We start from the raw sequence: 14,462 nt of genomic DNA, 5'->3' as shown, positions 1-14,462 counted from the left end.
CGTGCGGGTGCCGGCGCCGTGCGGGCATCCCGCGATCCCGGAGGTCCTCGCTAGAAGTCCTCGTCCTCGTCCTCGTCGACGACCTCCCCGCCCATGCAGACGGTGACGCCCTCGCGCGCAGCCTCGAGCACACGCTCGGCGGCGGCGGCATCGAGGCCGTCGCGGGCGGTAAGGGCGATCTCGAGCGCCATGCCCATGGTGAGGCCGGAGAAGATCACGACGTTGGGGAACTCGGTGAGGCGGAACAGGGCGTTGTGGACGCTACCACCCTTAATGTCGCACATGATGATGAACTGCTCGTCGGATGCAGAGATGCGCTCGCGGAGCTGCTCGTAGTAGTCATTGGGATTCTGGCCGAACTCGAGGCTGTAGGTCTCGATGCCGTCGGCTGCACCGCCGGCGACCATGTGGAGTGAATCGAGCATGCCGCGGGAGAGCCCGCCGTGCGTTGCGATGATGATTTGAGCCATTATGCATTCCCCTCATCCAACTTATCTCGTCGATGCAAGACCTATTATAGGCAGGGTATAACCTGTCATATCCTGTTATAGGAAGCGTTCTGTAAACGGCCTGTATTTCGCGGTGAGTGGTTTTTCTTAGTTCTAATTTGTATATGACAGGTTAGTACAGCATTACCTTCTTCCGTAGGAAAGACCATTTTCACCGGCAACGCGTCCATTGTCCGTTGGAATCAGAGGTGTTCACATACACGTAACGCCCCCATGGAGACACCATCGGGGCGTTAATTCTCATAGAGCCCGGGGGCCGATCGAAATTCGGCTGTACGGACGCGGTGCTCCGCCGGCCCCAATCAGGAGCACTCTTAGCGCACATTAAATGCGGAAGGTATACCGTGTGCCCACAATATGCTGCCTGCCAAGGTACATGGGCGACCCGTCGGTATCGTAATAGCGGCCCTCAAGGCAGAAGAGTGGTTCGCCGACGGGAACATCGAGATGCGGCGCAAGCTCGGCGGACGCCTTCTCAAGATCAAGGTCGCACGGCTCGGTGAGCATCGGCTCGCCATGGCCGTTGGACAGAGTGATGTCGTAAAGTGAAGTGTCCTCATAATCCGCACTGCGCAGGAACGCATAAGCTTCGGCGGGGAAGTAATTCTCCTCAACCATGATGGGTGTGCGATCCGCCGTCCGGATGCGCACAACCCTCAGCAGGCGTCCCTCGTTGCCAAAACCAAAGAAGGCCCGGGCATCGTCGAGGCCCTCTACCTCCTCGATCGACATCAAATGCGCGCCGGCGCGTTGGTTGTTGCTCTCGCACGCCTCGGTGAAGCTTTGGACGTCATTGTTCTGGGTGAACTTGGCACGGACCTTGGACGAAACGGATGTGCCCGGGAGACGCTCGCTCACATAGGTGCCCTTGCCCGGACACTTGACGAGATATCCCTCGTTAACGAGTTCTTGCAGGGCGCGGCGAATGGTAATGCGGCTCACGCCATACAGGCCGTTGAGCTTGTCCTCGGAGGGAATCCTCTCTCCGGGAACGAAAGCGCCATCCACAATCTGGCCTTTGAGGAGCTCGCGCAGCTGAGCATAGAGAGGCGTCGAAGAACCATCGTCAAGCATCTTCGCCATATCGATCTCCTCCTGTATTGATACGTCTTAAGCCATCATATGAGACGGTACCACAATCGCCCCGGCGAGACGTCCTTAGCCCAAAAACTTGTCGAGCGCGAGCGCGATGCCGTCCTCGTTGTTGGAGGCGGTGACTTCATCGGCCGCAGCCTTGGCGGCATCGGTCGCATTGCCCATCGCCACGCCGATGCCCGCCCATTCGAGCATGGAGATGTCGTTCTGGGCGTCTCCGAACGCGATCACCTCGGACGCGTCGATGCCGATCTTGGGCAGCGAGCCGGCCAACGCATTGCCCTTGTTGATGCCAGGGGCCATGAACTCGAAGTAGAAGTCGGCCGTGAACATACCGGAAAGTGTGTCAGTGAAGGGCTCGTGCATCGCGCGCCAATGCGCCTGTAGGTACTCCGGCTCGGAGGCGCACAGGAGCTTATCCTGGGGGCGAGAGCACACTTCGAGCAGGTCGTCGACCTCGACGAGTTCGAGGTCACACATCCTGCGCTCGTAGTCGACGATGTCAAAGGGAGCGTCCCGATACGTGATGGTGTGCCTGCAACCGCGCTCCACGTACAGGTATTTACCTTCGGTGATCCAGGGGATGACGTCGAAGTCGCGCATGTGCCCAACGAGCGCGCGCAGAGCGCGTTCCTCCATGGGCTGATCGAAGAGCACCTCGTCGGTCTGGGCGTCGATCACGCGCGCACCGTTGAAGGCGACGAGCAGGCCGCCATTGTCTTGAAGCTCGAGCTCGGCGGCAATGGCGCGGAGGCCCTGCACCGGACGCCCAGAAGAAAGGATGAGCCGGATACCCGAACGTTGAGCGGCGAGCAGCGCCTCCTTGGTACGGGGGGTGACAACCTTCGCATCGTTGGTGAGCGTGCCGTCGATGTCGAGCGCAATTGCCTTAATGGACATTCAAGATCCTTTCGAGTGGAGGTTTTCCAAGCGAACATGATACCCCTGTGTGAGAGACAGGGGATGTTGACTCCACGAGGAACACTCCTCGAAACGCAAAGAGGGCGAGCCCGGATGGACTCGCCCTCTATAGGTGTAGCCATATCAACCTATGCGAGGCGACACCGAATTCTTGAATCGGCAAAGACTCCGTTACTTGCGCGTGGCGCGGTAGAACTCGATGAGGGCCTTCGTGGAGGCGTCCTGAGCCGCCAGCGCCTCGTCGTCGTGGAAGGCGGGCGTGATCTGCTTGGCCAGCTGCTTGCCCAGCTCGACGCCCCACTGGTCGTAGGAGTCGATGCCCCACACAGTGCCCTCGACAAAGGTGATGTGCTCGTACAGCGCGATGAGCTCGCCGAGTGCGAACGGAGTGAGGGTGTCGCCGAAGATCGAGGTCGTCGGACGGTTACCGGTGAACACGCGAGCGGGGACGATCTCCTCGGGCGTGCCCTCGGCACGGACCTCGTCGGCGGTCTTGCCGAAGGCGAGCGCCTTGGTCTGGGCGAGGAAGTTGCCCAAGAACAGCTCATGGACGTCCTGGCCGTTGTCCTGGGCCGGGTTATGCGTGTTGGCGAATGCGATGAAGTCGGCGGGGACCATCACGTTGCCCTGATGGATCAGCTGATAGAACGCGTGCTGGCCGTTGGTGCCGGGCTCGCCCCAGAAGACCTCACCGGTGTGGCAGGTGACTGCGCTGCCGTCCCAACGGACCTGCTTGCCGTTGGACTCCATGGTGAGCTGCTGCAGGTATGCCGGGAAACGATGCAGGTACTGGGTGTAGGGCAGCACGGCATGCGTGTCGGCGCCGAAGAAGTTGACGTACCACACGTTCATGAGACCCATGAGCGCGACGACGTTCTCCTCGAGCGGCGTGTTCTCAAAGTACTCGTCGATGGCGCGGAAGCCGGTGAGGAACTGCTGGAAGCGCTCGGGACCGAGGACGACGATGAGGGACAGGCCCACGGCGGAGTCGACGGAGTAGCGGCCACCGACCCAGTTCCAGAAGCCGAAGGCGTTCTCGGGGTCGATGCCGAAGTCGGCGACGAGGTCGAGGGCGGTGGAGACGGCCACGAAGTGCTTCGCGATGGCCTCGGCGTCCTGCTCGGGCGTGCCGTCGATGGCACCGGCCGCGCGGAGCTGCTCGAGCATCCAGGCCTTGACCTCACGGGCGTTGGTGAGGGTCTCGAGCGTGGTGAACGTCTTGGAGACGATGATGACGAGCGTGGTCTCGGGATCGAGGCCCTTCACTTTCTCGGACATGTCGTTGGGGTCGATGTTGGAGATGTAGCGGCAGTCGATCCCAGCGTCGGCGTAGGGGCGCAGGGCCTCATAGGCCATGACGGGGCCAAGGTCCGAACCGCCGATGCCGATGGAGACCAGATGCTCGATCTTCTTGCCGGAGACACCGGTCCACTCGCCGGAGCGGACGCGCTCGGCGAAGGCGTACATGCGGTCCAGCACCTCGTGCACGTCGGCCACGACGTCTTGGCCGTCGACGATGAGCTCGCCCTTCTGCTCGGCGGGACGACGCAGGGCGGTGTGGAGCACGGCGCGGTCCTCGGTGGTGTTGATGTGCACGCCGGAGAACATGGCGTCGCGACGCTCTTCCACCCCGCACGCGCGTCCAAGATCGGCGAGGAGCTTGACCGTCTCATCGGTGATCAAGTTCTTGGACAGGTCAAAGTGCAGGTCACCGGCCTTGAACGTAAGCTTACCAACGCGCTCGGGGTCCGCGGCGAACCAGTCCTTCAGGCTGATGCCCTTGGCCTGGAGCTCGTCGTAGTGAGCTTGAAGCGCCTTCCAAGCGGGGGTCTGCGTGGCGTCGATAGGAGCCGAAACGGTCATGTGCTTCCTCCTCGGTGGTCGTATGCACGGATAGTCCTATCTTAGCACCCCGAGCATCGGCGGGGACTTGAGCTATGCGCTCTTAAAGAAGGCCAAGGCAATGGCACCCGGCCCGACATGCGTGCCAATGGTGGCGCCCACCATAAGGACAGGGATGTCCTCCTCGGCGATCCTGTCCTCCCACACCGAGCGACAGTCGTCGAGGTACTTGCGCAGAAGCTTGTCGGAAAGGCCCGAATAGCCGAGCATCACGGGCATGGAGAAATCGATGCCACCGGCGGCCTTGACCTGTTGGCGCAGCAGGTTGCGCCCGTTCTTGGACCCGCGCGCCTTACCGAGCACCGCCACCTCTCCGTTGTCGATGGTGATAACCGGCTTGATGGAGAGCAGCTCGCCCACCGTGCCCGCCGCCGCCGAGATGCGGCCACCGCGCTTGAGGTACTCGAGGGTGTCGAGCAGGCCGACCACGACCACGCGATCGACGACGGCCTCGACGGCGCCGGCGATCTCGGCAGCCGACTTGCCCTCGTCCAACAAGCGCAGAGCGTAGTCGACGAGGATGTGCTCGCCCACGGTGACGCTCTTGGTATCGACCACGTGGACCTCGGTGGCGTCGCTCGCCTCGGCGGCGGCGGTGCAGGCGGACTGGTGTGTACCGGAGAGCTTGGCGGACAGGGCAAGGATCACGACGTCCTCCCCTGCGGCCTGGGCACGCTCAATGGCCTGGGAGAACGCGTAAGGGTTGACTTGGCCGGTAGTGGGAAACTCATCGCCCTCGACGAGGAGTTCGTAGAAACGCTCGCGCGAGAGCTCGACATCGGCCTGGTACGTGGTGGTACCGAACCCCACGGAAAGAGGCAGGACGTCGAGCTGGGGATGATCGCCCTGAAGGCAATCGGAACCGGAGTCGGTGATGATGCGAACGGACATAATGGACCCCTTCAGATTAGATAATGGACATAACCCGCAGTAGTGTACTGCTAAATCAAGCCATCATCAGGTCATCACATGTTCGAAACAGCCCCTTGTGGATAGACCCCCGCTACTCCCGCGCGAAGAACGCGACCGCGATGCCTCCCGGCCCCACAGACAGTGATTCACCCACCGCCCCGGCCATCGCCGAGACGTATGCGAGCGGCATCCTAGCGGCAGAGTGCTAGACGGCGGAAGCCGGTTCGAGATCGGCCTCGGGATCTACCTCCACCAACTTAAGCGTATTGGAAAAGCGACCATCAACGCCAATCACGTCACGCAGGAGGTGCAGATAGTAACTGCCCGCTTCCTCGCCCTGCGCACCAACGTCCCGAGGCTCCCCCAAGTCATCTTGGATCGACTGGCCGACAGGGGCGCAGTCGTACAGGCGCGCCTGCCCCACAGGGCACCAGATGCCGTCCACGCACGCGATGCGCTCGGCGATGGTGCCCTCGCGCCAACGCTCGGTCGAGCAGATCACCGGATCGAGGACCTCGTAGGCACTTCCCGTCCAAACATCCACCAGCCGTACGCGAGACGCCGCCACATCCTTTTCGACAATCGAGAAACGCGAGAAGAACTGGGTGCGCTCGACCTGTCTCATACGATCGAGCGAATCCTCGGGAAGGGTGCGGGCGGACTGCTCGATATAGAGCTGCAGCGGCGTGCGCCCGTCAATGAGGGGGCGCTCGAACAAGGCCCATTCGGTGAAGTAGATGTTCGTCATGGCGAGGTATCGGGGCAAGGGGCTCCTCATGCGCATCGCAAAGGGATGCACGTATTCCTCGAACTCCGACGAGGCGGCGTCGATCCAGCGCGCCTTGCGCGCGCCCCAGTACTCGGCAAAATCAAGGATGTCCCGGTCGACGGCGGATAGTTGATACATGGTGCCCCCCTTACGGCTCGGCGATGCCCGTACACCCCTAGGCTATGGCGCGAGAGGGCGTCACCGGCGTGCAGCGGCAAATCGGAGGCATGCCGCCTGTACAGATTGGGCACGCTCCCAGACCATGTCCCGACACGAATCCGACCAGAGTCCGACAACGCCCTGTTGCAGCGCGAGGGGCGCACCAGCTCGATAACGAAGCCGGCGCGCCCCTCCACAGAACTTGCGTATCACGCCCGTGAAGGACGTGTGAAATCGCGCAATAGGGTTATCGGCGACCACCACGGTCCCCCGGGCGGCGACCGGTGCGCGAAGCCGAGCCCCCGCGGTCGACGCGGCCGCCGTGGGGATTGGATGCCTTGCGGGCGCCTCGGCCGCCGCGACCACGACGCTCGCTGGGCTCATCGTAATTGCGCCACGCCTCGCGCCCGCCTGATGAGGTGGAACGACGATTCGCGCCAGTGCGCGAGGGGCGGGAGGCGGTACGCGCCTCGGAAGCGGTCAACAGCTCGACGGAAGCGTCGCCCTCGTCCGCACGCACCCGGGTCTTACCGCTGCGCTTCCTCCGGGAGGGCTTGGCCTTGGCCTCGTCCTCAGCACGTCGAGATGCACCCGCGCGGGTATCGGAAGACACCTTGCCATGGGCCTCCCCATTCGAGCCAGAGCGGGAACCGCCTCGGGACTCGGCTCGCGAACCGGCGCCCGCCTTGGCCTTCGCTTTGCGGCGGCGTTTCTTCTCCTTCTTGCCCGCGGGTGCCTTGGCGGGCACGCGGTTGGGGTCGACCTCGGGCGCGGACGCTCCGAGTTCGAAGCCGTCCGCATCGAAGAGCGCGGCGGTCTTGCCCATGACTGCCTCGATGTCGTAGAACTCGGCGACATCATCGGGGGTCACGAATGTCAGGGACCAGCCCTCCTCACCCGCGCGGCCCGTGCGGCCGATGCGATGGATGTAATCCACCGGGTCGGTGGGGACGTCGAAGTTCACCACGTAGCGCACATCTGAGATGTCGATGCCACGGGCGAGGACGTCGGTGGCCACGAGCACGTCGCACTCCCCGGCGCGGAACGCCTTGAGGGCCCGCTCGCGCTGGGCCTGACTGCGGTCGCCGTGAATGGCAGCGCAGGTGATGCCCGCACGCGCAAGACGGCGGCTGCAAGCATCGGCGCGGTGCTTGGTGCGGCAGAACACGATGACGCGGCTCGCCCCCTCGCGCTTGAGTACACGGGCGAGCAAGGCGTTCTTCGCTTCGAGGGAAACCGGGAGCACGTACTGCTCAACCGTTTCCGCCGTCGAGGTCACCGGGGCGATCTCGACGCGGGCGGGATCGTGCACAAGGTCGGTGATCGAGCCAACTGCCGCATCGTCAAGCGTTGCGGAGAACAACAGGGTCTGGCGATCATCGCGCGTGTAGCCCACGATGCGGCGAACGGCGGGCAGAAAGCCCATGTCGAGCATGCGGTCCGCCTCGTCGAGCACGAGTACCTGCACCTGGTCGAGCATGCACGCGCCCTGATCGATGAGGTCCTGTAGACGGCCCGGCGTGGCGATGAGGATGTCGCACCCGCGCTTGAGCTTGTCACGCTGCGGGTTGTAGCTCACTCCGCCCACAACGGTCACGCTGGTATGCCCGGTGTGGTGCGCAATGGAGCGGCACACGTCCTCGATCTGCTGGGCAAGTTCACGCGTGGGCGTGACCACGAGCATGAGCGGACCCTGGGGAGCGACCTTACCACGCGCGCGGGAACGGGGCACATGGGGCAGATTGTTCATGGTGGGCAGCAAAAACGCCGCGGTCTTGCCGGTGCCCGTCTGGGCAGCGGCAAGCACGTCCTCGCCATCGAGTGCGTGCGGGATCGAGGCAGCCTGCACGGGCGTCGGGGCGGTATAGCCCATATCGGCAACGGCGGAGAGGACCTGCTCGGACAGGCCAAGGTCGGCGAACGTGGTCTCGGGGCCGGCGTCTTGATCGGACGAGGAGGCGAGATTGGTTTCGCGTACCTCGACGGTCTCGATGGCGTCGTCCTTTTTCGTGTTCTTCTTAATAAACAGCGGCATGGGGGTGTGAATTTCCGTTTCCGCGCGGTGGGCCTCAACACAGCGGCGCCCGGCAACGGGGCGCGCTCGTCAAACCGTCCGCGCAAGGAGGTTCATATAACAAGCAATTGCGCGGGCCGGTCCGCGCGGTGGAGCACGTTCGCAACCGGCATATCCCTGCAGCCTCTCAGGCTATTGCGGGCGCATGCGAAACGCATGGAGCAGATTCCACCGCAGGCAAGTATACGGGCACCCGATGTGCAAAAAGGGGACTGTCCCTAAATTACACAACCCCACGTTACGCGTACCCATCCCCCCCCGCGCACAGGCATCGCGAAAGTTAACTCTCGCGTCGATTTCCCCGCCCTTTCGAGCAAAATGCTCCGCGAGAGTTCACTTTCGCGGAGCACCCCACTCCAAGTTCCCGCAGACACAAGGGTCGGTCGCGATCGGCCCCGGGCTCGCCCGGGGTTCGCCTTGGAAGCAAATCGACATTCTAATCAAATACCCCCGGGGGGTGGGGTATACTCAACCGTGACATTGCTACGAAAGGAGCTACACATGGCTCAGGAGAAATTCGACGTCGGCGGCATGACGTGCGCGGCATGCCAGGCACACGTCGAGAAGGCCGTCTGCAAGTTGCACGGCGTGACCGACGTCGCCGTCAACTTGCTCTCGGGCAGCATGCAGGTCACCTTCGACGAAACGCTCCTCAGCGACGACGACATCTGCGACGCCGTCGACCGTGCGGGCTACTCGGCGGCGCCCGTAGGCGGAGCTGGCGCCGGCGCGGCAGGGGCAACCATGCCCGGTGTCAACGCGAACGCCGTCTCAGCACCCCTCGTCTCCCCCACCAAGAAGCTTGAGGCCGCCGCGCGTGCCATGCGCGGGCGCCTCATCACCTCGATCGTGTTCCTCATCCCCCTGTTCTACCTGGGCATGGGGCACATGCTCGGCTGGCCGCTGCCGGCATTTTTCGGCGCGCATGAGAACGTCATGAACCTCGCGCTCACCGAACTGCTGCTACTCGCACCCATCCTCTACGTCAACGATGCCTACTTCATCAACGGTTTCAAGTCGCTCGTTCATGGTGCTCCCACCATGGACGCACTCATCGCCATCGGCGCCACCGCCAGCGTAGGCTGGTCCATCTACGGAATCTACCGCATCGCGGCGGAACTCGCGGCGGGCGACCCCATGAGTGCCCACACCATCGGCATGGACAATCTCTACCTGGAAAGCGCGGGAACCATCCTCTCGCTGGTAACCATTGGCAAGTACCTCGAGGCCCGCAGCAAGTCAAAGACGGGTGGGGCCATCGAGGCGCTCATCGACCTCGCACCTAAGACCGCAACCATCGTGGACGAGCAAGGTGTCGAGACGGTGGTGAACGCGGACGACATCAAGCCCGGCCAGGTGATCTTAGTGCGTCCGGGTGAAACCGTCCCCGTGGACGGCGTGGTTCTCGAGGGCTCGTCCTCCATAGACGAGAGCGCCCTCACGGGAGAGTCCATCCCGGCGGAAAAGACACCCGGCGACACCGTGAGCGCCGCCACAGTCAATCGCACGGGATCCTTCGCCTTCCGCGCAACGCGCGTCGGAGCCGATACGAACCTCGCCCGCATCATCCGCCTCGTCGAGGAAGCCAACGCCACGAAGCCCCCCATCGCGCGCCTGGCAGACAAGGTCGCCGCCGTCTTCGTGCCGACAGTGCTCATCATCTCCGCAGCCACCTTCGCGATATGGCTCGTCACCACCGGCGGAAACGTCAATGAGGCACTCACCGCGGCAGTCGCCGTAGTGGTAATCAGCTGCCCCTGTGCGTTGGGACTCGCCACGCCCGTCGCCATCATGGTGGGCACCGGCAAGGGTGCCGAGATGGGCATCTTGTTCAAAAGCGCCGAGGCCCTCGAGACGCTGCGTGACGTGAAAACAGTGGTGCTCGACAAGACCGGCACCATCACGCAGGGCAAACCCTCCGTAACCGACATCCTTCCCGCACAACGTGCGGACGGCACCGCCGCCATAACCGAGAAGGGACTCCTCAAACTCGCCGCCGCCCTCGAGCGCAGCAGTGAGCATCCGCTCGCCGAGGCGATCATGGCGTGCGCGGACGAGCGCGGCATCGTCGCGCGTTCGGTAAAAGCATTCCAAGCCATCCCCGGCCGCGGCGTGACTGCATTCGAGGGGGCCAACCGCATTGCTGCGGGCAACGCCACACTCATGGCAGATGAGGGCATCGACATCGACCGCGACGAACTCGAACGGTTCGCCCTTCAAGGAAAGACACCCCTTTTCTTCGCCAAGAACGGTGAGATCATGGGCATCATCGCCGTCGCCGACGAGGTCAAACCAACCAGCACGGACGCCATCGCGGCATTGAGGCATTTAGGAATCCAGTCCATCATGCTCACCGGCGACAACGAACTCACCGCGCGCGCCATCGCCGAGCGCGTGGGCGTTTCCAACGTCATCGCCGACGTCCTACCCGCCGACAAGGAGCGTGTGGTACGCGAGCTGCAGGCTGCCGGCCAGACGGTCGCCATGGTGGGCGACGGCATCAACGACTCCCCTGCCCTCGCCCGCGCCGATGTGGGCCTCGCCATCGGAGCTGGCACCGACGTCGCCAAGGAGGGGGCGGACGTCGTGCTCATGAGAAGTGACCTCCTCGACGTCGCTCGCGCCATCGAGCTCTCCCGCGCCGTCATCCGCAACATCAAGCAGGACCTGTTCTGGGCGCTGTTCTACAATTCCCTGGGCATCCCGCTGGCTGCGGGTGTGTTCTATCCCATGCTCGGCTGGCAGCTCTCACCGATGTTCGGCGCAGCGGCGATGAGCCTGTCGAGCTTGTGCGTGGTGGGGAATGCCCTGCGCCTGCGCGGCTTCAAGCCCCGAACTTGACGCGCAAGCGGATTCCAGACCGTCAACTTGCCGCAAATCGGACGATTATGTAACGAATATCGAGACGCTCCGAGTAGAGAGGTCTGTTCATCGGAATAACCGCTGGTCATATGGTGGCGAAACCGCCCTATACTCGATGCATTCCGTTTTTCGTTACAAAATCGCCCGATTCGCGGCTTCCAACAAGGAAAGGAACGAACATGAACTACATCATCAAGACCGAAGGCCTCATGTGCGGCCATTGCGATGCCTCCGTCGAGACCGCCCTGCTCAACGTTGCGGGCGTGACGGACGCCGAGGCCGATCACGAGACGCAGACCGTCACCGTCGAATGCTCCGATGCCGTCTCGCCCGATCAGCTTACCGCCGCCGTCGAGGCTGCCGGTGAGAAATTCCACGCCCTGACCGTAGAGGAGGTGTAAGCGCGCCATGATGGCCGACCACGAGCGCACGCTGAGACTCCTCAAAACAGCGCGGGGGCAAATCGACGGCATCATCAAGATGGTCGAGGACGACCGCTACTGCGTTGACATCTCCACGCAACTCATGGCGACCCAGTCGCTCATCGGGCGCATCAATGCCGACGTCCTCAAGGCCCATATCGAAGGTTGCGTGCGCCGCGCGGCGACATGCGGAACCGAGGCGGAGCAGGCCGAGAAACTCGCCGAAGTCGAGAGGATTATCGAAAAGCTCGCGAAATAGGATATTGAGCGGCACGAGCGGGCTATTATCGGGTACGGTAACGGCAATGGACACGCCGACGACACACCGCCGCACCGAGGAGCGCAGCACCGCCAAGGCAGCCCGCAACCAGGCGCACACGTAGGAACGGAAGGCACAGATGAACGACTTCATGAAAGACCGCTACGGCGTCGACGAGCTCACCGGGGTCCTGGGCGCGCTGGGGCTACTGCTCGCCCTCATCGGCACCATCGCCAAGTTCGACCCGCTCACGTGGCTGGCGCTCGCGAGCATCCTCGTCGCGCTCGCCCGCGCGTTCTCAAAGAACGAGGCGGCCCGCCGCAAGGAAAACGACGGTTTTCTCTCCCTCGCCTCGCGTGTGCCTGTCCTCGGCGATTACGTGAAGAGCGTCGGGGCAAGTCGTGCGGGTGCCAGGACATCCGCACGCAATGCCGCAAAACCCGCCGGAACCGACTTCAACCGTGCCAAGCGCACCGCCCAAAAGATGTGGAAAGAGCGCAAGACCTCGCACTTCCTCAAATGTCCCACCTGCGGTCAGATCCTCTCCGTCCCCAAGGGTAAGGGCAAGATCCGCGTCACTTGCCCGCGCTGCCACTCCAAAATGGAAACCAAGTCCTAAGGCGCCCATGGCCGGCTTACTGAATAAACTACCGCTCGCCGAATGACGCGCAACCCTTGCCGACTCCATCACATGTCCGCACGGCGCATGGGGTATCAATAGGAGCGTTGGAACGGTAAAACGTTTTTCGGTGCGCAGATTCTCGCAAACGACAGGTGGCGCACGCGCTTGAGCGCGCGGCATCGAGACGGCACATCGAATGACCGCTGCCCCGCTCGTCCTTTAGGAGGATCGACATGTCTATTGATTCCGTCACCCAGGTGCTGGACCGCTACGGCGTCAACGCTGCCGAGGGCTCTGTCCATGTGGACATGGTCCCCGCCGAACTCGTCGAGCAGGCCCTCGCCCATCACGAGGGCAAGCTCGCCTCCAACGGATCCCTTGTGGTCGAAACCGGCAAGTACACCGGTCGCAGCCCCAAGGACCGTTTCGTGGTAGACACCCCCGACGTCCACGACACCATTGCCTGGGGCAACGTCAACGTTCCCATCTCCCAGAAAAGCTACGAGAAGGTACGCGACGGCGTCGCCGCCTACCTCTCCGAGCGCGACCTCTACGTGGTGCGCGGCCTCGCCGGCGCCGACCGCGGCCACGCCCGCAAGTTCATGGTCGCCTGCGAGCGCGCCAGCCAGGCCCTGTTCATCACCCAACTGCTCGTCCGCCCCACCGATGAGGAGCGCGCCGCCTACGGCGAGCCCGACTTCACCATCCTCGCCGCCCCCGGCTACAAGTGCGATCCTGCCATCGAGGGCCTGAACTCCGAGGCCGCCGTGCTCGTCAACTTCTCCGAGCGCACCGTGGTCGTCGCCGGCACCGAGTACTCCGGCGAAATCAAGAAGTCCGTCTTCTCCGTCATGAACTACCTCCTGCCCGTCGAGGACCACGTGCTGCCCATGCACTGCTCGGCCTCCATGGACCCCGCCACGCACGACACCGCCGTCTTCTTCGGCCTGTCCGGCACCGGCAAGACCACCCTGTCCGCCGACCCCAAGCGCCTGCTCATCGGTGACGACGAGCACGGCTGGGCCATGGGCGAGGGCATCTTCAACATCGAGGGCGGCTGCTATGCCAAGTGCGACGGCCTCACCGAGGAGCGCGAGCCCGAGATCTTCCGCGCCGTCAAGTTCGGCGCCCTGTGCGAGAACGTCATCCTCGACGAGCACCGCGACCCCGACTACGACGACGTCTCCCTCACGCAGAACACCCGCGTGGGCTACCCCGTCGAGCACATTCCCAACAGCTGCCTCGAGGGCGCGGGCGGCGAGCCCACCGCGGTGATCTTCCTCACCTGCGACGCCTTCGGCGTGCTGCCCCCCATCGCCCGCCTGTCCGCCGATGCGGCCATGTACCACTTCGTGAGCGGCTTCACCTCCAAGGTCGCCGGCACCGAGCTCGGCATCAAGGAGCCCGTGCCCACCTTCTCCGCCCTGTTCGGCGAGCCCTTCATGCCGCTTGACCCGATGGTCTACGCCGACATGCTCGGCGAGCGCATCGCCGAAGGCAAGACCCGCGTCTACCTGGTCAACACCGGCTGGGTCGAGGGCTCCTACGGCGTGGGTCACCGCATCCCGCTCGTCTACAACCGCATCAACGTCAACGCCGCGCTCGACGGCTCGCTCGAGGATGCCGAGTTCATCCACGACGAGGTCTTCAACCTGGACATCCCCACCACCTGCCCCGGCGTGCCGGACGACGTCATGGTCCCGTGGAAGTGCTGGGCCAGCAAGGAAGAGTACGACGCCACGGCCAAGAAGCTCGCCGGCATGTTCCAGGAGAACTTCGAGAAGAAGTACGCCCACCTGCCCGAGAACGTGAAGAACGCAGGCCCGCGCGCCTAAGGCCCCACGTCATAGCAAGCGAAAAGGAGCCCCGTGCACCCACCTGCACGGGGCTCCTTCTTCGCCGGCGACCTCACCGCTCAGGCTCCAGGGCATACTCCCTTCGACCGTGGTTCCGCTG

12 protein-coding genes are annotated in these 14,462 nt (G+C 63.5%); 5 read left to right on the top strand and 7 right to left on the bottom strand.

Annotated elements, in window-relative coordinates:
* Window positions 1-50: 50 nt before the first annotated feature.
* The 7 genes from ACX9NZ_RS02980 to ACX9NZ_RS02950 form a co-directional block, all read right to left on the bottom strand.
* Window positions 51-470, bottom strand: a complete 420-nt coding sequence (locus tag ACX9NZ_RS02980) for a PTS sugar transporter subunit IIA (protein ID WP_294122917.1) — start codon at window positions 468-470, stop codon at window positions 51-53.
* Between the two features lie 363 nt (window positions 471-833).
* Window positions 834-1,592 carry a GntR family transcriptional regulator gene (locus ACX9NZ_RS02975; RefSeq protein ID WP_407495884.1) on the bottom strand — a complete coding sequence of 253 codons (759 nt, stop codon included), beginning with the start codon at window positions 1,590-1,592 and terminating at the stop codon, window positions 834-836.
* Between the two features lie 75 nt (window positions 1,593-1,667).
* Window positions 1,668-2,504, bottom strand: a complete 837-nt coding sequence (locus tag ACX9NZ_RS02970) for a Cof-type HAD-IIB family hydrolase (RefSeq protein WP_118653175.1) — start codon at window positions 2,502-2,504, stop codon at window positions 1,668-1,670.
* Window positions 2,505-2,696: 192 nt separating this feature from the next.
* A complete protein-coding gene (gene pgi / locus ACX9NZ_RS02965; protein ID WP_294122920.1) occupies window positions 2,697-4,388 on the bottom strand; it encodes a glucose-6-phosphate isomerase in 1,692 nt (563 codons plus the stop codon).
* Between the two features lie 72 nt (window positions 4,389-4,460).
* Window positions 4,461-5,318: a DegV family protein gene (locus ACX9NZ_RS02960; RefSeq protein WP_118653171.1), complete on the bottom strand. Its 858-nt coding sequence runs from the start codon at window positions 5,316-5,318 to the stop codon at window positions 4,461-4,463.
* Between the two features lie 226 nt (window positions 5,319-5,544).
* Window positions 5,545-6,246, bottom strand: a complete 702-nt coding sequence (locus tag ACX9NZ_RS02955) for a hypothetical protein (RefSeq protein ID WP_118653169.1) — start codon at window positions 6,244-6,246, stop codon at window positions 5,545-5,547.
* A gap of 268 nt (window positions 6,247-6,514) precedes the next feature.
* Window positions 6,515-8,302: a DEAD/DEAH box helicase gene (locus ACX9NZ_RS02950; RefSeq protein WP_118653167.1), complete on the bottom strand. Its 1,788-nt coding sequence runs from the start codon at window positions 8,300-8,302 to the stop codon at window positions 6,515-6,517.
* Between the two features lie 540 nt (window positions 8,303-8,842).
* Here ACX9NZ_RS02950 and ACX9NZ_RS02945 point away from each other — a divergent pair.
* From ACX9NZ_RS02945 to pckA, 5 genes are all read left to right on the top strand, one after another.
* Window positions 8,843-11,182 (top strand): heavy metal translocating P-type ATPase, encoded by a 2,340-nt coding sequence (locus ACX9NZ_RS02945; RefSeq protein WP_407495880.1) that lies wholly within the window; start codon window positions 8,843-8,845, stop codon window positions 11,180-11,182.
* Between the two features lie 200 nt (window positions 11,183-11,382).
* Window positions 11,383-11,604 (top strand): heavy-metal-associated domain-containing protein, encoded by a 222-nt coding sequence (locus ACX9NZ_RS02940; RefSeq protein WP_118653163.1) that lies wholly within the window; start codon window positions 11,383-11,385, stop codon window positions 11,602-11,604.
* Window positions 11,605-11,611: 7 nt separating this feature from the next.
* The gene (locus tag ACX9NZ_RS02935) at window positions 11,612-11,884 is read left to right on the top strand and encodes a metal-sensing transcriptional repressor (RefSeq protein ID WP_118653161.1); all 273 of its coding nucleotides are present in this window, start codon (window positions 11,612-11,614) and stop codon (window positions 11,882-11,884) included.
* A 139-nt stretch (window positions 11,885-12,023) separates the two neighbouring features.
* Complete coding sequence (locus ACX9NZ_RS02930; protein ID WP_118653159.1) at window positions 12,024-12,503, top strand: hypothetical protein; 480 nt, start codon at window positions 12,024-12,026, stop codon at window positions 12,501-12,503.
* Between the two features lie 236 nt (window positions 12,504-12,739).
* Entirely contained in the window at window positions 12,740-14,341 is a 1,602-nt protein-coding gene (gene pckA, locus ACX9NZ_RS02925; RefSeq protein WP_118653157.1) for a phosphoenolpyruvate carboxykinase (ATP), read from the top strand.
* Window positions 14,342-14,462: the final 121 nt, after the last annotated feature.

This window comes from Collinsella sp. BM28 (assembly GCF_054551995.1).
The sequence above is the reverse complement of the archived record's forward strand: the minus strand, read 5'-3'. Positions and strand labels throughout refer to the sequence as shown.